The sequence below is a fragment of the Psychrobacter sp. YP14 genome (genome assembly GCF_003209315.1).
Lineage (GTDB): Bacteria > Pseudomonadota > Gammaproteobacteria > Pseudomonadales > Moraxellaceae > Psychrobacter > Psychrobacter raelei.
In genome coordinates this window covers 2,789,697-2,810,854 of sequence record NZ_CP029789.1, presented here as the reverse complement: position 1 = coordinate 2,810,854, position 21,158 = coordinate 2,789,697, and the positions used below count along the sequence as shown (strand labels likewise).

Annotated in this window: 17 protein-coding genes; 12 read left to right on the top strand and 5 right to left on the bottom strand. The window is 43.7% G+C overall.

Annotation, left to right across the window (positions count from 1 at the left end):
• Positions 1 to 9 precede the first annotated feature (9 nt).
• The 4 genes from ribD (at position 10) to DLE54_RS11570 (ending at position 5,287) form a co-directional block, all read left to right on the top strand.
• Positions 10 to 1,116 (top strand): bifunctional diaminohydroxyphosphoribosylaminopyrimidine deaminase/5-amino-6-(5-phosphoribosylamino)uracil reductase RibD, encoded by a 1,107-nt coding sequence (ribD, locus tag DLE54_RS11585; RefSeq protein ID WP_110817400.1) that lies wholly within the window; start codon positions 10 to 12, stop codon positions 1,114 to 1,116.
• 485 nt (positions 1,117 to 1,601) lie between these two features.
• Positions 1,602 to 2,204 (top strand): riboflavin synthase, encoded by a 603-nt coding sequence (locus DLE54_RS11580; protein ID WP_110817244.1) that lies wholly within the window; start codon positions 1,602 to 1,604, stop codon positions 2,202 to 2,204.
• A gap of 242 nt (positions 2,205 to 2,446) precedes the next feature.
• Positions 2,447 to 3,493 (top strand): methionyl-tRNA formyltransferase, encoded by a 1,047-nt coding sequence (gene fmt / locus DLE54_RS11575; protein WP_110817243.1) that lies wholly within the window; start codon positions 2,447 to 2,449, stop codon positions 3,491 to 3,493.
• Positions 3,494 to 3,700: 207 nt separating this feature from the next.
• Positions 3,701 to 5,287 carry a transcription antitermination factor NusB gene (locus DLE54_RS11570; RefSeq protein WP_110817242.1) on the top strand — a complete coding sequence of 529 codons (1,587 nt, stop codon included), beginning with the start codon at positions 3,701 to 3,703 and terminating at the stop codon, positions 5,285 to 5,287.
• Positions 5,288 to 5,479: 192 nt separating this feature from the next.
• On the opposite strand, the gene DLE54_RS11565 is transcribed toward DLE54_RS11570, so the two are convergent.
• Positions 5,480 to 5,767, bottom strand: coding sequence for a polyhydroxyalkanoic acid system family protein (locus DLE54_RS11565; RefSeq protein WP_110817241.1), 288 nt, complete (start codon positions 5,765 to 5,767; stop codon positions 5,480 to 5,482).
• A gap of 234 nt (positions 5,768 to 6,001) precedes the next feature.
• Between DLE54_RS11565 and DLE54_RS11560 the strand changes: the two genes are divergently transcribed.
• A complete protein-coding gene (locus DLE54_RS11560) occupies positions 6,002 to 6,733 on the top strand; it encodes a hypothetical protein (RefSeq protein ID WP_110817240.1) in 732 nt (243 codons plus the stop codon).
• A gap of 173 nt (positions 6,734 to 6,906) precedes the next feature.
• Positions 6,907 to 8,337: a threonine synthase gene (thrC, locus tag DLE54_RS11555; protein ID WP_110817239.1), complete on the top strand. Its 1,431-nt coding sequence runs from the start codon at positions 6,907 to 6,909 to the stop codon at positions 8,335 to 8,337.
• Positions 8,338 to 8,426: 89 nt separating this feature from the next.
• Here thrC and DLE54_RS11550 read toward each other — a convergent pair whose 3' ends face one another.
• Positions 8,427 to 9,578, bottom strand: a complete 1,152-nt coding sequence (locus DLE54_RS11550) for a cytochrome-c peroxidase (protein WP_319922124.1) — start codon at positions 9,576 to 9,578, stop codon at positions 8,427 to 8,429.
• A gap of 500 nt (positions 9,579 to 10,078) precedes the next feature.
• Here DLE54_RS11550 and dprA point away from each other — a divergent pair, with 500 nt between their 5' ends.
• From dprA to DLE54_RS11535, 3 genes are all read left to right on the top strand, one after another.
• The gene (gene dprA, locus DLE54_RS11545) at positions 10,079 to 11,344 is read left to right on the top strand and encodes a DNA-processing protein DprA (RefSeq protein WP_110817238.1); all 1,266 of its coding nucleotides are present in this window, start codon (positions 10,079 to 10,081) and stop codon (positions 11,342 to 11,344) included.
• 76 nt (positions 11,345 to 11,420) lie between these two features.
• Entirely contained in the window at positions 11,421 to 12,167 is a 747-nt protein-coding gene (locus DLE54_RS11540; RefSeq protein WP_227535331.1) for an L-threonylcarbamoyladenylate synthase, read from the top strand.
• 57 nt (positions 12,168 to 12,224) lie between these two features.
• Positions 12,225 to 13,175, top strand: coding sequence for a TIGR01777 family oxidoreductase (locus DLE54_RS11535; RefSeq protein WP_110817236.1), 951 nt, complete (start codon positions 12,225 to 12,227; stop codon positions 13,173 to 13,175).
• A gap of 156 nt (positions 13,176 to 13,331) precedes the next feature.
• Here the strand turns inward: DLE54_RS11535 and DLE54_RS11530 are convergent, their stop codons facing one another.
• Together DLE54_RS11530 and DLE54_RS11525 are read right to left on the bottom strand one after the other, a co-directional pair.
• A complete protein-coding gene (locus tag DLE54_RS11530) occupies positions 13,332 to 13,790 on the bottom strand; it encodes a hypothetical protein (protein WP_227535329.1) in 459 nt (152 codons plus the stop codon).
• 58 nt (positions 13,791 to 13,848) lie between these two features.
• The gene (locus DLE54_RS11525) at positions 13,849 to 15,234 is read right to left on the bottom strand and encodes an efflux RND transporter periplasmic adaptor subunit (protein ID WP_110817235.1); all 1,386 of its coding nucleotides are present in this window, start codon (positions 15,232 to 15,234) and stop codon (positions 13,849 to 13,851) included.
• Positions 15,235 to 15,759: 525 nt separating this feature from the next.
• On the opposite strand from DLE54_RS11525, the gene grpE reads away from it, so the two are divergent.
• Positions 15,760 to 16,365, top strand: coding sequence for a nucleotide exchange factor GrpE (gene grpE / locus DLE54_RS11520; RefSeq protein WP_110817234.1), 606 nt, complete (start codon positions 15,760 to 15,762; stop codon positions 16,363 to 16,365).
• Between the two features lie 276 nt (positions 16,366 to 16,641).
• The gene (gene dnaK / locus DLE54_RS11515) at positions 16,642 to 18,567 is read left to right on the top strand and encodes a molecular chaperone DnaK (RefSeq protein ID WP_011961582.1); all 1,926 of its coding nucleotides are present in this window, start codon (positions 16,642 to 16,644) and stop codon (positions 18,565 to 18,567) included.
• 214 nt (positions 18,568 to 18,781) lie between these two features.
• Here the strand turns inward: dnaK and DLE54_RS11510 are convergent, their stop codons facing one another.
• Positions 18,782 to 20,011 (bottom strand): 8-amino-7-oxononanoate synthase, encoded by a 1,230-nt coding sequence (locus DLE54_RS11510; protein ID WP_110817233.1) that lies wholly within the window; start codon positions 20,009 to 20,011, stop codon positions 18,782 to 18,784.
• Positions 20,012 to 20,296: 285 nt separating this feature from the next.
• On the opposite strand from DLE54_RS11510, the gene DLE54_RS11505 reads away from it, so the two are divergent.
• Positions 20,297 to 20,863, top strand: coding sequence for a porin family protein (locus DLE54_RS11505; RefSeq protein ID WP_110817232.1), 567 nt, complete (start codon positions 20,297 to 20,299; stop codon positions 20,861 to 20,863).
• The last annotated feature ends 295 nt before the right edge of the window (positions 20,864 to 21,158 follow it).

The window sequence follows — 21,158 nt, the reverse complement described above, 5'->3', positions numbered from 1 at the left end:
GTCGAACAATTGGCTGAAAATAAGCCGCAAACTAGGGTTGAAAATGCGGCCAATCATGCCTTAGAAATAGGCTCAAATACACCCCCAAAAAAGCAAGATTTTTACTACATGAATTTGGCCATTGAAGAGGCCAAAAAAGGGCTGTTTACTACTAGGCCAAACCCTGCTGTAGGCTGTGTTATTGTGAATAATAACTTAATAGTAGGCACGGGTTATCATCCTCAGGCAGGGCAGCCACATGCTGAAGTTTTTGCCTTAAGAGAAGCGAAAGATAATGCAAAAGGTGCCACTGCCTATGTCACTTTAGAGCCTTGTAGCCATACCGGAAGAACCCCCCCTTGTGCCCAAGCTTTGATCAACTCAGGGGTATCTCGAGTAGTGGTGGCGGGGCTAGACCCCAATCCAAAGGTGGCTGGTCGCGGTATAGCCATGTTAAAAGCGGCGGGTATTGAGGTGACAGTAGGCGTATCTACCCAGCAAGCAGAGCAGTTGAATCTAGGCTTTTTAAAGGCCATGCGTACTCAAATGCCTTATGTGCGCCTAAAGATAGCCAGTAGCTTAGATGGCCGTACAGCCATGGCATCGGGCGAGTCTAAGTGGATTACAGGCCCTGCAGCACGTGAGGATGTACAGAAGCTGCGGGCGCTCAGTGGTGCCATTATTACCGGAAGCCAGACCATTATTGATGACAATCCCAGTCTAAATGTGCGCTCAAGTCAATTGGGGGTAGCCTTAGATAAGGTGCCACAGCCTAAGATTGTGGTATTAGATAGAAGACAGCGGCTTGATCAGGCGCATTATAAAGTGTTTGAGAGCCCAGACACTCTACTTTGGGCTGAGCATGATTTAACTGCCTTACTTCATCAGTTAGTGACTCAATATCAAGTACAAGATGTGCTTGTCGAAGCGGGATCACAGGTATCAGGCAGCTTCATTGAAGCGGGATTAGTGGATGAGCTTATTGTGTATCAGGCCCCGTGTTTATTGGGACACAGCGCAAAACCTATGTTGAACTTAACTGTGGATAACTTATTTTTGCAGCACAGGTTTGAGCGAGTCAGCGTGTCTGAAGTAGGCTCAGATTTGAAGCTGGTATATAAGCCTGTATGCCAATAAGTCATCATTAAAGTATCAATATAAGCCGACAAATGTTTGGTATTTTGCAAGAAGGTGACTGCCGTCATTTGACGCTACTATCAAGCTTGGTGCCTTGATAGTTGGCCAGTAAAGAATGAATCATAACGGTGTTAAAAAGTTATCCACAGAACAGATGTTATAAAATCTGGCACAGCATCAAAAGTTTCACATGAAACATGGGTTGTGGATTAATTAGGTTTCACATGAAACAAAATAACAGTGCTTTGTCGCAAAGCCTTTATAAAACAAAGGTTCCACGTGAAACTTTGGCTAGATTGAGTTCCATGTGGAACCTTTTGATGGGTTGTGGATAAGTTTTTTGCTGTGGAACCTAACAGGTTTCACAGGTTTGAGTTTTAAAAAGTTATCCACAGAGGGTTTTGAGGCTGAATTTACAGTTATATAATGAGGTCGTAGTAAGGTTTAGCAGGTTTTCTGCAATTTTAATAAATATAGGAGTAGGTATGTTCACAGGTATTATTGAAAGCACAGGTACATTAAAATCTATCACCGAAGTGGGTGGAGATGTGCGTTTGGTCATTGAGTCTGATGATTTGGACTTTAGTGATGTAAAATTGGGTGACTCTATTGCCAGTAATGGTATCTGCCTGACTGTGGTAGATATGGACAATAACAGTTATGCAGTAGATGTTTCACGTGAAACCTTAGCGAAGACCGCCATGAACAACTGGCAACAAGGCGATACTTTAAATCTAGAGAAAGCGATGTTGCCCACTACTCGCTTCGGTGGTCATATGGTATCAGGTCACGTAGATGGTGTCGGTACTGTGGAGGTGATGACAGAGGATGCACGCTCTATTTATATTGAAATCTCCATTCCAGAAGCGTTAAAAAAATATGCAGCGACCAAAGGCTCAATCACAGTGGACGGCATCAGCCTAACCACCAACTTGGTGAAAGACAATATTATTTGCTTAAATATTATTCCCCATACCGCTGAGGTAACCAATATTGCGCGTCATTGGAAAGTGGGTGGGCCTGTCAATATCGAGGTCGATTTGATTGCTCGCTATCTTGAACGTTTGACGGCGGTAGCGGCTGACTAATTGAGATGAGTTTTTGGTTTAGTTAATTTGACACAATTCATCATAGATCAACACTTCTTACACTGGCCCTTCTTAGCATTAAGGAGGGCTTTTTTACTGTCAGCTTTGAGGTTAATTGTCAGACTGTCTTAGGTTTCATGGCAGGGTGTTCATAATTTCACTATAATGAAGCAAAGGCAGACTCAAGTTTGAGGTATTTACTGCTATCTTAATTACTATCATCTGTATATCGAATAAAAATTATGAGCATTAACAACAACTCTTCTACCAGACAGCGTGTGATTTTTGCGGGTACCCCAGAATTTGCTGCCATCAGTTTGAAAGCACTTATCGAGCAGCAAAATGAGCTTAACATTGAAATTGTGGCTGTTTACACTCAGCCAGATCGTAAAGCAGGCCGGGGTCAAAAACTTACTGCCTCGCCTGTGAAGCAATTGGCACTTGAGCATAATCTGCCGGTTGAACAGCCGCTGACCTTTAAAAAGTCGGTGGAGGAGGGGCTGGCAGCTCGTGAAACATTAGCCAATTATAAGCCGGATGTGATGGTGGTTGCCGCTTATGGTCTTATTTTGCCTATGGGTGTGTTAGAGACGCCAACGTATGGCTGCTTAAATATTCATGCCTCATTGTTACCGCGTTGGCGTGGTGCAGCACCGATTCATCGTGCGCTGCTTGCGGGAGATGCGCAAACTGGCATTACCATTATGCAGATGGATAAAGGGCTGGATACAGGCGATATGCTGTATAAAGTGGCCTATGACATTGCTGATGATGAAACCACAGCCAGCCTACACGACAAAATGGCGGAGATGGGCGCTGATGCTATCGTTGAAGTACTAAAAGATTTACCAAAATATCAGACGCAGGCTCTACAACAAGATGACAATCTCGCGACATATGCTGAGAAGCTAAGCAAAGCTGAAGGCGAAATTGATTGGACTAAGTCAGCAGCACATATCGAGCGTCAAATACGCGGTATGCATCCTTATCCGGGGGCTTACACCTTTTTGGCAGACCCAGAAGGTAAAAGCGAGCCTAAACGGGTCAAAGTATTGGCAGCGTTACCAGTAAACCCTTCGCAAACAACGGTTGTAGAACCTGGTACGGTCATCAGTGTCGGTAAAAATGCGATTTTAGTGGCTTGCGGTAAAGAAGATGCCGAGGCTGAGGGCACAACCTTGCGTCTCACTAAACTACAGTTTGCTGGCAGCAAGCCTGTCACCGCTGAGCAAGTCTGTCATGGCAGTCAGCTGGATGATGGCGATACGTTCGTTACTGCGCCAGAGTAATATACTTTTGAATCATTGACGTTACGTAAAGAATAACGAGTTTCAAGGTTATCAAGCGACTGGAAATTATTTATTGTGCCTCTGGAACTACCGTACAGCCAGCACAAATAAATAATTAGCAGTCGCTAAACAGCTAGCTTGAGTAAGTATTAGTCAAGTAATAAAACACGACCCATTCAATCATAATAAATAATAATTAGGCATTAAATGAGCAGTAAACCAAATAGCACCACTCAGAACAAAAACGTCCGTGTCGCTGTGATTAATACCTTGTTGTCTATTCAACAAGGTCAGTCACTAAGCGGTCTTTTAGATCCTCTATTAAACAGTCTAAATGGGGATGACAAAGGCTTTGCGCATGCCTTATTGCTGACGACTTTACGCCACTGGCATGCCACGGCACGGCTGCTTGATAGCCTAGCGGATAATCCCATTGATGAGATTGAGGTGCGCACCACCATTCAATTGGGCATTACTCAGCTGTTATATCTTAATGTCGCCGATCACGCTGCTATCCATGAAACCGTTGAAGCGGTGAAACATATTGACTACGCACGTGCCTCAGGTTTGGTTAATGCGGTACTACGCAAAGTGGCGAAAAATCCCAATAAATTCCGCAAAAAAGCCAACAAAAACCACAGCTTACCGAACTGGTTGGCTCAGCAATTAAAAGCAGATTGGCGTGAGCATTATGATGAGTTGACCCAAAGCCTGCGTCAATCCGCACCGATGTTTTTGCGGGTAAATGGACTGCAAACAGACAGTCAAAGTTACATCAATCAGCTGGCAGAAGAAGAAATCTCTGCAGAATTAATCTCATTAGAAACCTCCCTTAAAATGTCTAATACGGGCGAAACTATGGGTATTAAACAACAGGCTATTGAACTGATTGACAGTGTCCCTGTCAGCCGTCTGCCTGAGTTTGAGGAAGGTATCACCAGTGTGCAAGATGTGCATGCACAGCTGGCTGCACCTATTATCGATGCGTTATTGCAGCAAGTGATAACCGCTAATCCAGCGGAACACATCCGTTTGCTGGATGCGTGTGCGGCACCGGGTGGCAAACTGGCACATTGGCTTGAGCTATTAGGTAATCAAGAAAAACAACAAACAGGATTGTTTCACGTGAAACAGTCTGATAGTCAAGAGTCAACTATTGATAAAGTTGAATTGACTGCGATTGATAATGAAGCGCCACGTATCACGCGTATTTTTGAAAATCTAGAGCGTTTGCAGCTGCCCGCACCTATCGTTAATAGCAAGCTACACTTGGATATTGAGTGCGTGGATGCGACCACTTGGCAAGCCAAAGAGGTGAGCGACGCATCAGCTGCCTTTGATGCGATACTGCTCGATGCGCCCTGTACTGCGACGGGGGTTATCCGCCGTCATCCAGACATCACCTTGCTGCGTCATGAGGAAGATGTGCAGCACACCGCACAGTTACAAGAGCAAATCTTGGATAACTTATGGCCACAGCTTAAGACAGGCGGCTACCTGTTATACGTCACCTGTTCGATCTTAAAGCAAGAAAACGTAGAGCAGATGCAAGCTTTCTTAAATCGTCATAACGATGCGGTTGCGGTCGCTTTTGATAACAAAACCAATTGGGGTATCGAGCAAGAAGTGGGTCGTCAGTGCTTACCGATTTATAAAATGACAGAAGCATTAGAACCCATAGCGGCTCAAGATGACACACCAGAGACTGATGAGGTGCAAGTCAACGCTCAAGCGCCTGCAGGTGGTGATGGGTTTTATTATGCAGTACTGAAAAAGCAGGGCAGTGACTCATAGATAAGCTAATGATACGATAAGCTAATAGTGCTTTTATTGTATTGAGCACACCAGTTCGTGATAGATAAAAGGATTGACCTCTAACTTGTTGTTAAGGTCAACGAGTCACCCAAAAAGCCCAGCTCATAATAGAGCTGGGCTTTTTTGGGTATAAATAAGGGTCAAAATAATACCAATCAATTGGAAAGTAGATTAGTTAAAATACTTGCTTAATCCTGATTCTAAGGCGTCTTTGATCTTACCTTTTAATGGCTTGGCCAAAAAGCCCAAGGTCGCTTCAAAACGTATTTTATTTTCATCTAGCGTGGCTTTGCCATCGATGCCTTTACGTGTGATTGTCACGTTGTCTTCGTTCTCGCCTTCGACATAATTGGCATTAATACCATATTTATCTTTGGCACTTTCAAGCCATTTTTTGGCTTGTTCACGGGCGGTATTAAAGTCTAAGCTGTGTTTTTTTTCAATTTCGATATCTGCCATGGTGTTACCCTTTTTGTTGTTAGTTATTAACTGATGAAATAAACTTTTAGACTGAGATTTATTAATAAGCCGTCATAAGCTATTTATATCATTAAATGAGAGGGTTAACAATTCAGTCGTGTAGTGTAAGTGATACTAAACTCGACATAGTGCATCTACATACCTAACTAATGGCATTTAAAGGACAGGGTTGAATCTCAAATCGCTGAGGTCAACAAAATTGGAGCAATTTGAATGGAATTAAGGACAGATATTAGTGATACTCAGATAGCGTTTCTTGACGAGCTGGTTAATCTTGTTATTGAATGCTGGAGAATTGATAAGCAAGATTATGGTTTTTATAAATCTCGTATTGAAAAATGGCAAAAACAGGGCTACTACGATGATGCTATGCTTTATTTTTGGTACTACGAACCAATAGAAGGTTTAAACTCTAAGCAGGTTGATAACTTTTACGCTTTTATAAAGGTTATTAATAGGTTAGGTTTTCTATATCCATCAATTGAGCAAGCTTTAACGGCTAATACATTTAGGCATATTAAGCGTCTTAAAGTATCCAAGACTATCGAAGAGAGAACAGAAGCAATATTAAGCTTTTGGCAAGGTATCGACGATGGAGAAGCTGTAAATGTATCTGATTTTTATCGAAAATTTAATTTAATGAGAGACAAAAATCAAATCATACAGGACGATGATTGGAATAAGTTTGACAAGGATGGGTTTGAGAAATCTTACCAGTACATTTTAACTCAATGTAAGCTGTGGGAAGCACAGTATCCTAAAGGCATATTAAGTATATATGAGCAGTTAATTTATAAAGGTGAAACTGTAGAAAGCCAAGTAAGTGCTATTGAATATCAATCTGAAACAGAATTGGTAGAAGAAAAGCAATACGATAAAAATATATCAGAAAGCAAGAAAACGTCTAAGCTTAGAAAGCTGTTTGACTGGATAAAGCATTTTTAATGAACATTTCCGTTGGTAAAAGTGCGATTAGTGATAAGGATCATGCCAAAACTACCACAACCCCCCCCACAAAAACCAATAAGCCGTTTATTTCATATGGCTTATGCCTAAAAATATGCTACTCTTTTTGATACAAAAATTGATGACCTCTTTTGATAGGATAAGACGAAGACATGAAATATATCAGTACGCGTGGTCAAACCGAGCCGATGGATTTTAGCGATGTGTTGTTGATGGGATTGGCGCCAGACGGCGGCTTGATGCTACCTGAGAGCTATCCGCAGATTGATGCTGCGACATTGGATAAGTGGCGTAACATGAGCTATCCAGAGCTTGCGTTTGCGATTATGCGTCTGTTTGCCACCGATATTGATGAGGCGGATTTAAAAGACATTATCGAGCGTACGTATACGAAAGAGGTCTTCGGTAGCGATGACATCGTGCCAGTGCGTAAGCTCAAAGATGACTTGTATATTTTAGGGCTGTCTAATGGCCCAACGCTTGCGTTTAAAGACGTGGCGATGCAGTTTTTGGGCAACGCCTTTGAATATGTATTGAAAAAGAAAGGTAAGCGTCTAACTATCATCGGTGCGACCAGTGGCGATACCGGTAGTGCGGCGGAATATGCGCTGCGTGGTAAAGACAACATCGAAGTATTTATGATGTCGCCACATGGCAAAATGAGTGAGTTCCAGCGCGCGCAAATGTATAGCTTAACCGATGCTAATATTCATAACATTGCGATCAAAGGCATGTTTGATGACTGCCAAGATATCGTTAAAGCATTACAGCAAGACGCTGATTTTAAAGCCAAATACAGCTTGGGTACAGTCAACTCAATCAACTGGGGTCGTATCTTAGCGCAAATCGTTTATTACTTTAAGGCGTACTTCTCTGTAATAAACGGTGCAGCGACTGAAAACAACGATGAAAAAGTCAGCTTCTGCGTGCCGTCAGGTAACTTTGGTAACATCTGTGCCGGTCACATTGCCCGTGAAATGGGTCTGCCGATTGATCGCTTAATTGTCGCAACCAATGAGAACGACGTACTAAATGACTTCTTTAACCAAGGTGTTTATACCCCGCGCCCTGCGGACAAAACCTATGTGACGTCGAGTCCGTCTATGGATATCTCAAAAGCGTCTAACTTTGAGCGCTTTGTGTATTTATTATTAGAAAAAGACAGCAAACGTGTACATCAGTTGTTTGACGGGGTAAAAGCAGGTAAAGGCTTTGACTTGTCAGACGTGCTAGATGCGGTCAATAACCGTTATGGCTTTGCAGCCGGCAAATCTACTCATCAAGACCGCTTAAATACCATCAAAGCAGTGTACGAGACCTATAACGACTTGGTTGACCCACACACAGCAGATGGCATCAAAGTGGCGCAAGAGCTGCAAAAAGACGGTGAGGTTATCATCTGTGCGGAGACAGCACTGCCAGTGAAGTTCTCAGAGACCATCTTTGAAGCGGTTGGCGAGATTGATATTAAGCGCCCTGAGCATACCAAAGATATTGAGCGCTTAGAGCAGCATGTGACGGTACTGGATAATGATGCCAGCTTAGTGGCGGATGAAATTAAAGCGGTGGTAGCACCCGTTTAGATTAAGATTTAATTGACCTGCTTTGTCATAAAAAAACCAGCGAATGAATCGCTGGTTTTTTTGTTTATAACCTAGCTTTTTCTTATAACCTAGCTTTTTTCAAAGGGGACAGGCTTTGGTGTATTCTCGTTAGAAGGAGGCAGTTTAGGTAACGTAATCTGAGGCTGATCACCGGTTAGGGTTTTTAAGAACGCCACAATGTCTGCGGTTTCTTCTGAGGTAAATTCACGGTTTAATTGAATTTTGCCCATGATATTGACCGCATCTGCCAACGAGTCAACCTGGCCATCATGGAAGTACGGATAGGTTAAATCTATGTTACGTAACGTCGGTACTTTAAATAAGTGTTTGTCTTCATCTCTGCCGGTTACCGCATAACGGCCTTCAGCTAGATTTTGGGTGGTATATTTCTCAAACACACCAAACTTTTGAAAAGAGCCACCGCCGACTGCCGGACCGTTATGACAGGCAACACAGCCACTGTCTTTAAATAATTGATACCCATTTAACTCTTGTGCAGTTATGGCCTCATCATCACCACCAAGCCATTGGTCAAAGCGAGAGTTAGGGGTGACTAAGGTATCTTCAAATAAGGCAATGGCGCTGGTTACTTGATCGATATTGATGTCGCCTTCACTAGCAAATGCGTCATGGAAAAAGGCTTTATATTCTGGAATAGAGTTTAGTACCTCTACCACAAACTCATGACTAGACGCCATTTCTAGTGGGTTTTCAATAGGGCCTCCTGCTTGTTCCATTAAGTCTTTGGCTCGGCCATCCCAAAATTGAGCCAGAGAGTAGCGGCTGTTCAACACCGTCGGTGAATTAATTGGGCCTTCTGCCCAGTTATAACCCACAGAGGTTGGGATATTATCCGTTCCGCCTTTGGCTAAGTCATGACAGCTATTACATGACAAGGTTCCTGATTTTGATAAGCGGGTATCAAACCATAGCATTTTACCCAGCTCTACTTTTTTAGGCGATTCAATCGCCTCTACTGTAATGGTTTCGACAGGCTCATCACGAACGCTGATAAGCGGCTTTACATCAGTATTACTGGCGCTCTCAGCGCCTAGCTCTGTGTCTTGCATATCTTCTGATTCATTAGATACGACGTGTTGACCGCCTGGACGAAAATATCCAGAAAGGGCGATTAACAAGACAAGTAGTAAGAAACCAATCACGCCGACAAGAGCATAAGTGACTTCCTTTCTCGGGTTATTTTGATGAGCGTTAGCCATAGCATGTGTACCTGTTGTGACTAAGAATAAGTGAAAGTTAGCAACGTGGGCTGTATTGACTGAAATGGGCTATATTGATTGACGTGTGAAATAGTTTATTCAGTATTAAGTGGTTTTAAATCCATTGTATCAGTAAGGTTTTATTAAGTACAGATAACCATATAGAAAATAAGGATTTATTTTAATCATTATAATGATGATTAAAACCAAACAATGATGGTGGATAACCTATACACTGATAACTCTCCAATGCTATGGTGCTAACGGAGAGTACGCTTCTTTAAATGAGGATAGACATACTAAACATAAGTGTCAGAGGTGTCGGAGCATAAAGATAGCAAGACAACATAACGCTATAGTCAAAGACGTCTAAAATGGTGATAAGGCAACCGAGCATCAGGTCTATAAGTGTAAGCTTAGCGAGAAATGTAGGCTTAGTGAGGTTAGCGCCGTAACCGTTTAACAGTTCGCTGACTATACTATAAAAACTGGTAAATAATATGACAGCACTTGAACCTGCATTAACGACAGAGAAAGCCGCTATACTTTTATTATGGCAACGGGTAAACACCTCTTTATCTGCCTTTTATAAACTGATTGCTCACTTTGAGACGGCGCAGCAGGCGCTACAAGCAGGCAGGAGTCAATGGCAAAATCTAGGTATTCATAAAAAGCATCTTGATCGGCATGCGCAGGCAAGTCAGGAGGAGGATGCTCAGTTTATCGCGCAGCTTGAACAGCGCATGGCCGCGGGCGAGTTTCAGTTGCTGTTTCAACAACAGGCTGATTATCCGCAGCAGCTGCTTGGTCTATTTGATCCACCACCTTTGTTGTTTTATCGAGGCAATAAGCAGCGTTTGAATCAAGCTCAGATAGCCATTGTGGGCAGCCGTAGGCCGACACAAAAAGCGCAGCGCTTTAGCTTTGATATCGCTCAATATTTGGCAAAGTCTGGTTTTATTATCTGTAGTGGTTTGGCTCAAGGGGTAGACGCCCAGGCCCACTTAGGTGCTTTATCTCAGTCTGCTGAATATGCCGGGCGCAGCGTGGGGGTGATGGGTACCGGCATAGATGTCTGTTATCCCAAGCAGCACCAGGCCTTGTTTGATCGGATGATTGCAGAGGGTGGCTGTATAGTCAGTGAGCTGTTCCCAGGCACACCGCCGCACAAACACACCTTTCCTAGGCGCAATAGAATTGTCGCCGGCTTAAGTCTTGGTACTGTGGTAACCGAAGCGGCGCTACAAAGTGGCTCATTGATTACCGCACGCCTTACCTCAGAGCAGGGCAAGCAAGTGTTTGCGCTACCTAGTGACATTGATAATGTTAATGCTCAAGGGGGGCATCATCTGATTCGAGAGGGTGCGACCTTGGTGTATCATCCTGATCAAATTGTGAGTGATTTGTGCCATCAATTGGTGACACCTGTGCAGATATCGCAGGCCAAAGACACTATATATGGCAACAGTTCAGACCACTTTCATGCCAATGCTACTTCACACCCTACAAAGCATCCCAATGCAGTGAGCTCTGATACCACTGCGACACCCAAAGATAACGTGAATCCTATTTTAAAAGCGCAGAAGTCTGTTACTATTTCTGAGCACCTGCAGCCTTTGTGGGTACATATCCAATTTGAACCGCAGGACCTAGATGCCTTAATTAATAAGACCCAACTAGATACCGCTACCTTATTAAGTCAACTCATGGAGCTTGAGTTAATGGGTGCGGTCGCTGAGGTCGGCGGTCGTTATCAGCGTGTTTAAACTGTTTTGCCGGTTTTTTATCCGTATCAAATAGATGGCTTATCGGCGGTCTATTGTGTCAATGAAGTCTGAAACTATGAATGCTACTACTGAGCCGAATGGCGCTACCACCACAAGCCCTGAACAAGCCGCACAATGGCTACAGCAAGGCAAACTTCTGGCTTATCCCACCGAAAGTGTCTGGGGTATAGGCTGTGATGCTTATAACCAACAAGCCGTTGAGCAGATATTGGCCATAAAAAACAGGCCAAGCGAGAAGGGGATGATCGTGGTGACTGACAGCATTGAGCGTATCAGGCCATTATTACAGCAATTACCCCAGAGTCGTCAGCAACAAATCATAGCCAGTTGGTCAACGCGAGCAAGTGAGGATAATGCAGCACACACTCAGCAGGCGCACACTTGGCTATTGCCTTTAAAGACGGCTGAATTTAGCGCAACAACAGAAGCTGATAACGAAGATACGAATACTCAAGATATTGGTGCTCAAAAGGCTAATGCTAGCAAGGCTCATGACCCACACCAACCTGGCATCGATGCTTTGGTACCTTATTGGATTACCGGCAAACATGACTCTATTGCGGTTAGAGTGATTGCGCATCCACTTATTGCTCAACTGTGTCAGCAAATGGTCAGCTCTGCCAACCCTTATGGGCTAGTGGTTTCAACCAGCTGTAACCCATCAGGAGACTCTCCGGCTAAGAGTTTTGAGCAGGCCTATGCCTACTTTGGGCAAGACATAGCGTATCTACAAGGAGAGACTTTAGGCTATGTGCTACCTAGTCAGATCAGTGATGCATCAAGCGGGCAGGTGATTCGTTAGTTTTTTATCCTACTGTGCCCGCTACTTAATATAGGTTTGATAACACAAGGATGAGGTATGAATATTTTAATTAGTGGGGGTTCTGGATTTATTGGTCAGACATTAAGCCAATATTTACAAGATGCCCAAGGCACAGAACAAGATTCTCAATACTCAGACACTCACATAACTTGGCTGACTCGAGACGCGAGCCAGCCGCACCCAAGCTTTGTGAGCTTAATGAGTTATGAGCAATTACAAACCACGCAGTCCACCTTTGATGTGATTGTCAATCTGGCTGGGGCAGGCATAGCGGACAAACGTTGGAGTGATGAGCGCAAGCAGTTACTGCTGCAAAGCCGGCTTAAGCCTACCCAAGCTTTATTAGATTATATAAGCCGTACCTCGGTCAAACCTAAACTGCTACTTAGCGGCTCAGCCATAGGCTGGTATGGAGACCAAGGCGAGACGCCACTCGATGAAAGCAGTCGTTTTGAGGATAAAGGTGATGCAGATTTTGCCCATCAATTGTGTGAGGCTTGGGAGGCTAAAGCTAAGCAAGCGTTAGACTTTAAGGTACCGGTAGTTATCCTACGCACAGGGATAGTGATTCATCCCAGCGGCGGTATGCTGGCCAAGATTTTGCCTGCTTTTAAAATGGGGCTGGGTGGTCAGTTGGGGGATGGCAATCAGATCATGAGCTGGATTAGTCTGAACGATTGGGTTCGAGCGGCAGTGCATATTATGGCGCAGCATACGGCGAATGAGCATTATGCCGATAGCACTGTCTATAATTTAACGGCGCCGCATCCGCTTAGTAATGCAGTGTTTACCCAGGTTGTGGGCAGTTGGTTAAAGCGTCCGACTTTTATGACTTTGCCTAAAGCCGTGTTGAAGCTGATGTTCGGAGAGATGTCAGGCTTGTTAATTGAAGGCCAAAAGGTATTGCCAAAGCATCTACTAGATACTGGCTTTGTATTTAAACATACTGCACTCAAACAAGCTTTGATGGCGCAAAAGCTGTCTTAAATCATCTGCAGATTAAGATGAAGTTTCACGTGGAACAGTCATTAAAGATATGGGTTGATTATTAGCGCTTATCTATGTTTCACGTGAAACCATCAATAAAATATCAATGAGGCTATGGCCCGCTCTTTGACCTGCTATTTAATAGACTTTACCGGCTTAACGGCTTTCGTGCTTCTTTCTAATAAAGAAAATAATCGCAGTAAGCGCGGCGACCATTAGCGATAAAATGGCGCCGGTCAACAACGTATTGAGCAGTGCAAACCCAAATGGATAATGGTTCTGAGCAATACCCAGTCGATCTTGAGTAATACCCACCGAAATAATACCGGCCCACAGCTCAGGAGAAGCGGGCCAGCCAAATGCCAAAAACACATTCATAAGCTGTAAACCCGCCTTAATATACACGCTTCGGCGCAGTGCATCGTGCCATCTGCTCAGATTCTGCTTGATAAGATAGGCATCAAGGGTGCCATATACTAGGATAAATACCACAATCCCAAGCAACATGCCGGCAAAGGCTGCAGGTGTCGCACTTAATACAATGCTGCCCCACATAAAGCTGGCAAGAGCATTGGCCATGACCCAAAAGCCCCAAAATAACCAGTGATTTGTCATTTTATGTGCATTTTTTATCATTATTGAACCAAAAGTATTTTATTGAACCAAAAGTATTTTATTGAACCGAAAGTATTTTGCCATCGGAATCTTTGGGTAAATCTGCCAGACAGACCAAGCTTTCATTACTGATGCCACTGACTAAGAATTGATCTGAATCGGCAAAGTACTCCACCACTTGAATGGGCGTGTATGACAAGCTTTGGTCCTGTCCCACAATCCACACATAGCCATGAATGGGTGTGGTAGGGCGAGGGTTTTTCTTAGTCAGCGGCTGTAAGTTGGCTTCATGAATGGCCTCGCGCGGCAAGCGCACACCAAGCTCAATTTGACCATATTCAATGCTCATCGAGGCGCGCATGCCAGGTTTGAGTAGTGACGCTGTGTTTTCACCAGCAATCAAAGGCGCATGTACCGTCAAAGTGTGGTTATTGGCATCGGGGGTAATGTGACTGATTTGACCGGTAAACTCTTTATGTAAATCAAACACAGTAAAGTTCACCGGCTTACCAACGGACAACTGTGACTGAGTTTCCAGTGGCAATTGTGCGATTAATTGTAGCACCCGAGTATTGGCCACAGTAATAATAGGCGAGGGTAGCGCAGCAGAGGTGTTGACTTCATCAGTTGCGCCTTTGGTGTTATCGGCGCTCTCAGTGGTATCTTTGGGCGCCGCTGTATTTTGTGTGGCAGCTGTGTTTTGTATAGCTGTGTTTTGTATATTAGTCACTTTACCAGCAATGGGTGACTTGAGCACCAAGGTCACCTCCACCAAGCGTTGGGATTTATTTGCCTGCTGAGGTGTATTTGTCTCAGTGCTTTGAGTCTTACTGTCTTGTATGGGCTTATCTACAGCGGATGAGCGCTGAGCATCATCGGCCGTATCACTGGTGGCACTGACGGCCACGCCTACGCCGCTGATACTACCAGTACCGCTTGATTTTACGGTGCGCTTGGTGGCACTGCTTTGAGTGGATTGTGCGTCTATTCTTTTATCGCCCTGATACACCTCCAGAAAGTCATTACCAATAAAAGGCAGCTCATTTTCAGCAACTTTTGCTTCAAGTCTGGCCACCACTTGCCCTGGTTGCACGCTATCACCTTTTGCCACCTCAAGCGTGCTTGACACGATGTGATAAGGGGCAGTCAAGTCAACACTGTTAACCGGCACTAAGTCGCCGACAAGATTGTAGCTGGGCTGATAGCGCTCTGGAATACTGGTATGAATCAGGTCGTGACTGACCACAATTTTATTGTCCAAAATCTGAACCTCAGCCTGCTGCTGTTCACCCTGAGTCGCTCCATCACAGCCGACCACTGCGAGCGACGCAGCCACTATCGCCATGGCAAGCACTTTGGCATAACGGCCACGGCCCCTTTGATGTCCATCAGCGTGGGCAACTTGGGGGTGAGTGGATGAGGCGGCAAATAGCGGCGATGGCATAACAGTGAAATCCTATCGGTTGGATAATAAAAAAGGGCAAGTCATCAAACTCTCAATAACACAGTGACTGATAATAAAGTGACCAATAACACAGCGGCTAATAACACAGTGACATAACAAAATAAGGTATGGTAATGACAAGTCTTGCACTAATTTTAGGGCAAAAACGCCACAGTCTTGTTATAGGATTGTGTTAAGTTTGTGCTTAGGGGTTGAAATTTTGGGTCATGGCCTTTATCAAGCAGTTACCATACAAAAGATTAACAAAAGATAATCCCCCCTGCTATTTAGCATTAAAGCGGGAACTGCTATTTAGCATTAAAGCGGGAAATAATGAAATTAAGCTGCTGACCATAAAAACTTATACCACAAAAGATGTGTGCACAGGGCATTAAATCAGCAGACTGCAAAAAAATTAAAACGTCTGCTTCCTTTGCCTTTTTTATTCATAAATTTAATAAGCGACCGATTAAGCTATACCTATTAAGCTATATAAGCTACTTAAGCCAATAAGGAGAGAAAACCATGAGTAATAATGAAGCGAATAATCCTCAAGACAATCCAGTACATGACAATGTTGGCCACTCAGAGACCATCTTAGAAGAGACCCTAAATGAGTTTAATCCAGAGGCCAATGGCGGCGATAAGGATGTGGTACACAGTGATATTGATGTGAGCACTTATCAGGCACGTATTGCAGAATTAGAAGGTGAGGTAAAAGCGGCCAAAGAAGGCCAAGCCCGCGCGAATGCCGATGCCTATAACGCCCAAAAACGCATGGAACAAGAAACTGAGAAAAGCCGTAAGTTTGCGCTACAAAAATTCGCTAAAGAGTTATTAGAAGTTGTGGACAACTTAGAGCGTGCCATTGTCAGCGTCCAAGCCGATGATGATGCCGATGACGCCATCTTAGAGGGTGTAAAACTTACCCATAAATCTTTCTTAAACGTATTAAATAAGCAAGGCGTAGAAGTGGTAGACCCACAAAACGCTAAGTTTGATCCAGAGCTACACGAAGCGGTGGGCATTGATCCTGAAGCGCCAGCTGACACTGTGGGTGACGTTCTACAAAAAGGTTATACCTTAAACGGTCGTCTATTGCGCCCTGCGATGGTTAAAGTCGGTCAATAAGTCATCAACCGTTTTGCCTGAGGCCCATCTCTGCGGCAGGATGACCAAATAAATCAGTCGCTTATAAGGGCATATGAAAGGTGAAAATGCAAAAAATGACAATAAATGGCGCAATTGTGTTGAATTTGGCTTGAAAAATAGACGCACTAAACCGATATATAAAGACAACAAGCAAGGCTTACACAGTTGTGGCATGAACCACGGACAGCATGAACAGTAAGCCAAATGCTAACATTGAAATAAACACAAACAAGAAATGATTTGGAGTTTTATATTATGGCTAAGACAATTGGTATTGATTTAGGTACAACCAACTCTTGTGTTGCAGTGATGGAAGGTGACAAAGTTAAAGTCATCGAAAACGCTGAAGGCACACGCACTACCCCTTCAATTATCGCTTATAAAGATGGCGAAATCTTAGTAGGTCAGTCTGCAAAACGTCAGGCAGTCACCAACCCAAACAACACTTTATATGCTATTAAGCGTCTTATCGGTCGCCGCTTTGATGACAAAGTGGTACAAAAAGACATCGGTATGGTGCCATACAAAATCGTTAAAGCAGACAACGGTGATGCTTGGGTAGAAGTAAACGACAAAAAAATGGCGCCACCACAGATTTCTGCTGAAATCCTACAAAAAATGAAAAAAACAGCAGAAGACTACTTAGGCGAAAAAGTAACTGATGCGGTAGTAACTGTACCTGCTTACTTTAACGACTCACAGCGTCAAGCCACTAAAGATGCCGGTAAAATTGCGGGTCTAAACGTTAAGCGTATCATCAACGAGCCGACTGCCGCAGCTTTAGCTTACGGTATGGATAAGAAAAAAGGCGATAGCACCGTTGCTGTTTATGACTTAGGTGGTGGTACATTTGACGTATCAATCATCGAAATCGCTGATGTTGATGGTGAGCAGCAGTTCGAAGTATTGTCGACCAACGGTGATACTTTCTTAGGTGGTGAAGACTTCGACTTAGCCTTGATCGATTATCTGGTTGAAGAGTTCAAAAAAGAGCAAAACTTCAACTTAAAAGGTGATCCACTAGCGATGCAGCGTCTAAAAGAAGCTGCTGAAAAAGCGAAAATTGAACTATCAAGCGCACAAAGCACTGAAGTAAACCTACCTTATATTACTGCAGATGCTAGTGGTCCTAAGCACTTGGTAGTGACTATCAGCCGCTCTAAGCTTGAAGCCTTAACCGAAGCTTTGGTAAAACGTACGATTGATCCTTGTAAAGTAGCGTTAGAAGATGCCGGCCTTAAAGCCAGCGATATCGATGACGTTATCTTAGTTGGTGGTCAGACTCGTATGCCACTGGTACAAAAAACAGTAGAAGAGTTCTTCGGTCAAGAGCCACGTAAAGACGTGAACCCTGATGAAGCGGTAGCGGTTGGTGCAGCCATTCAAGGTGCAGTATTATCAGGCGACAAAACTGACGTACTACTACTTGACGTAACCCCACTAACCCTAGGTATCGAAACCATGGGCGGCGTTATGACCGGCATCATTGAGAAAAACACTATGATTCCTACCAAAAAATCACAAGTGTTCTCAACCGCTGAAGACAACCAGCCTGCGGTAACCATTAAAGTGTTCCAAGGTGAGCGTAAAGTTGCGGCCCAAAACAAGCTATTGGGTGAGTTCAACTTAACTGATATCCCACCAGCACCTCGTGGTATGCCTCAGATCGAAGTAACCTTTGACATCAACGCTGATGGTATCATGAACATCTCAGCCAAAGACAAAGGTACTGGTAAAGAGCAAAGCATCCAGATTAAAGCCGACTCTGGTCTATCGGATGAAGAAATCGAGCAAATGGTACGTGACGCAGAAGCCAACGCTGCAGAAGATGAAAAATTCGCAGCACTAGCTCAAGTGCGTAACGAGGCTGATGGTCGTATCCATGCCATCCAAAAAGCGCTAAAAGATGCTGAAGACAAAGTTACTGAAGAAGAAAAATCTTCAGTTGAAACTGCCATCAGTGATCTAGAGTTGGCTGCTAAAGAAGATGACCATGATGACATCAAAGCCAAGCTTGAAGCTTTAGACAATGCCTTCTTGCCAATCAGCCAGAAGATTTACGCAGCAGGCCAAGGCGCAGAAGGTGCAGCACCTCAAGCCGATGCTACTGAAGCCAATGCCGCTGATGATGATGTGGTGGATGCTGAGTTTACTGAAGTCAACGAAGACGACAAAAAGTAAGCTTATAAAGTATCTCGCTTACCTCAGTTATCAACTTAGTAAGCGGTATAAAAAAGACCGTGCTATTAGCACGGTCTTTTTTTTATGGGAAAATCACAATTGATAAGAGCTAAATAATCAATCGTCTAACGGCTTAACTTACTGAGCGGCTGGTTAAGCGACTGGTTAAGCGACTGGTTAAATGGCTGGTTAAATGGCTGGTGATTTCGTTGACTTATGAACCAGATAACTGCTCAATAAGCCGGCTACAGTCATCATCGGTGAGCTTAGCATTCATGACCAGACGAATGCGTGAGGTACCTACAGGCACAGTCGGCGGACGAATGGGCAGGGCATAAAATCCTGCTTGCTGCAGCGCCTGAGCTTTTTTTATAGCGCTGGCATTATCGCCTAATATATAAGGAATAATGGGCGACTCATATTGCGCAGCTGAGTCATTGTGAATGGCGTAAGATACGCGGCGTGATATATTGGCTAAGTGACTGCGTGATTGATATAGCGAAGGCATTTTGGCCAAAATAAATCGAGTCCAGCAGTGGGTAATGGGCGGTAGCGCCGTACTAAAGATAAAAGAGCGCATTTGATTAATCAACCACTCTCGAACAGAGGCATCACAAATCACATAAGCACCCATCGAGGCAAAGGCTTTGCCAAAAGTACCCACGATATAATCTATATCCTCTAATGTCTGAGTTTCTTCAGCAAGTCCAAGTCCGTTATATCCGAGCACACCCACTGCATGTGCCTCGTCAATATACAGCTCAATGCGAGGGTCGCAGGCCTTGAGCTTGACTAAGGCTTTTAAGTTGGCTCGATCACCATCCATACTAAAGATACTTTCTGTGACCACAATAATGCGTTGTATCTCATCACCCGCCTGCTCAATCAAAGTGGCTAGGTGCTGCATATCATTATGGCGATAGCGCTGATAGGTACAGTGTGGGTGCTTGTTGCCAATAAGACGCACACCATCTATAAGGCTGGCGTGAATTAACATGTCGGTCAATATTAAGGTATTAAGCGGCAGCTTAGCCAGTGCTGGCAAGATACCTATATTGGCGTGATAGCCGCTATTGACCACCAACACAGATTTGTTACACGTTGAGCGCTGCGCCTCTGGCAAAGCAAGTGTATACCACTCTAGCAGCTCCGCTTCTAATAACGGAAGTTGACTGTGATTACCGGTCAACAGCCGAGAAGAGGTGGCACCCATCTTAGGCCTCTGGCTATCTGGCATTGCTTGCAAGTCACTCAAAAACTGCGATTGTAGCTGGGTATCATTACCAAGCCCCAGATAATCATTACTTGAAATATTTAATAGCTGCTTATTATCTAAGACAATCCATTGGTTTTCATGTCTGATACCAGGCAGCTTTCGGTACTGCTCTTTTGATTTTAAAGTGTCTAGTAGCGCCGCAACGCTTGAGCTTGTGGGGCTGCTCATCGATGTCCATCCTTGATTTTTTATTGATATAAAAGGCTTATTTTGGCCCGTCAATCGTCCAAAAGAATGGACAATATATCTGTTTTATTGCTAAAAGGGGTAAATGTAACAAAAGTTTTCATAAATCTAGGATTGTAACGCACCAAATAACTAATCCTCGTAAAAAATAACTTCATGCCTATCAAACACTGACAGAACCTTTGACATATCTTGTTACTATAGATTCATGGATAACAAATAAGCTTTTTAAAGGCTGTTTGTTGACTCACTTTTTAGGAGAAGACTATGAATACTTTAAACAAAACCCTACTTGCGGTAGCTGCTGGTACCCTAATGACGGCAGGCGCTCAAGCGGCTGTTAGCTATGGTAACGGTATGACAGCTCAGCCCTATATCGGTGCTAAAGTGGGTCAATATGATCTTGATGGTGCGAAAGACAAAGGCACCTCATATGGTGTCTATGGTGGTGCCAAATTCACACCAAACCTAGGTGTTGAAGCTGAATACCTAACTACCAGTGATGAAGACTTCGGTCCAGGTACAGAATACTCAGCTGATGTATACGGCCTGTATGGTACTTATGATTATGCCTTCCCTAACACAGGTGGTTTATATGCTAAAGGCCGTGTGGGTGTCGCTAAGAATGAAGTCGATGTGGAAAGCAAGAACTCAAATCTTTATAAAGATTCTGGCTCTGAAACAGGTATCGCAGGTGGCTTAGGTCTAGGCTTTAACGTGGCACAGAATGCCTCTATCGAAGTTATGTACAACTGGTACCCTTCTATTGAAAACACACGTGGTGACGATATCGATGCCAGCGGTGTTACCTTAGGTGCTCACGTTAAATTCTAACCTTGGTATTTAACCGCTAGGCAAGAGTGATTGTTTAACACCAGTAATTGAATATCAAAACCTTGTTAATTTTCATAAATAACCAAAGCGATTGTTCGGGCAGTCGCTTTGGGTGTGAATCTAAGATTAAGAGTTTGTTTTAAAAAGATATATTTACTTTCAAAAGTTAACATTGCCGCTATCAAATAGCGACATAAAAATCGGACATATCTTGTTACTATAGGCTCATCGATACAGCGACGTGTTTAGAATAATTTTCTTATACTGATGCGAATCGCTATACTTTTAATTGGAG

What these genes read in the sequence shown, in the direction of transcription:
- DLE54_RS11505 (WP_110817232.1), top strand. Translation starts at nt 20,297, where the DNA reads ATGAATACTTTAAACAAAACCCTACTTGCGGTAGCTGCTGGTACCCTA.
- dnaK (WP_011961582.1), top strand. Translation starts at nt 16,642, where the DNA reads ATGGCTAAGACAATTGGTATTGATTTAGGTACAACCAACTCTTGTGTT.
- DLE54_RS11510 (WP_110817233.1), bottom strand. Translation starts at nt 20,011, where the DNA reads ATGAGCAGCCCCACAAGCTCAAGCGTTGCGGCGCTACTAGACACTTTA.
- DLE54_RS11540 (WP_227535331.1), top strand. Translation starts at nt 11,421, where the DNA reads ATGAATGCTACTACTGAGCCGAATGGCGCTACCACCACAAGCCCTGAA.
- DLE54_RS11565 (WP_110817241.1), bottom strand. Translation starts at nt 5,767, where the DNA reads ATGGCAGATATCGAAATTGAAAAAAAACACAGCTTAGACTTTAATACC.
- dprA (WP_110817238.1), top strand. Translation starts at nt 10,079, where the DNA reads ATGACAGCACTTGAACCTGCATTAACGACAGAGAAAGCCGCTATACTT.
- DLE54_RS11560 (WP_110817240.1), top strand. Translation starts at nt 6,002, where the DNA reads ATGGAATTAAGGACAGATATTAGTGATACTCAGATAGCGTTTCTTGAC.
- DLE54_RS11525 (WP_110817235.1), bottom strand. Translation starts at nt 15,234, where the DNA reads ATGCCATCGCCGCTATTTGCCGCCTCATCCACTCACCCCCAAGTTGCC.
- DLE54_RS11570 (WP_110817242.1), top strand. Translation starts at nt 3,701, where the DNA reads ATGAGCAGTAAACCAAATAGCACCACTCAGAACAAAAACGTCCGTGTC.
- fmt (WP_110817243.1), top strand. Translation starts at nt 2,447, where the DNA reads ATGAGCATTAACAACAACTCTTCTACCAGACAGCGTGTGATTTTTGCG.
- grpE (WP_110817234.1), top strand. Translation starts at nt 15,760, where the DNA reads ATGAGTAATAATGAAGCGAATAATCCTCAAGACAATCCAGTACATGAC.
- thrC (WP_110817239.1), top strand. Translation starts at nt 6,907, where the DNA reads ATGAAATATATCAGTACGCGTGGTCAAACCGAGCCGATGGATTTTAGC.
- DLE54_RS11550 (WP_319922124.1), bottom strand. Translation starts at nt 9,578, where the DNA reads ATGGCTAACGCTCATCAAAATAACCCGAGAAAGGAAGTCACTTATGCT.
- DLE54_RS11530 (WP_227535329.1), bottom strand. Translation starts at nt 13,790, where the DNA reads ATGACAAATCACTGGTTATTTTGGGGCTTTTGGGTCATGGCCAATGCT.
- DLE54_RS11580 (WP_110817244.1), top strand. Translation starts at nt 1,602, where the DNA reads ATGTTCACAGGTATTATTGAAAGCACAGGTACATTAAAATCTATCACC.
- DLE54_RS11535 (WP_110817236.1), top strand. Translation starts at nt 12,225, where the DNA reads ATGAATATTTTAATTAGTGGGGGTTCTGGATTTATTGGTCAGACATTA.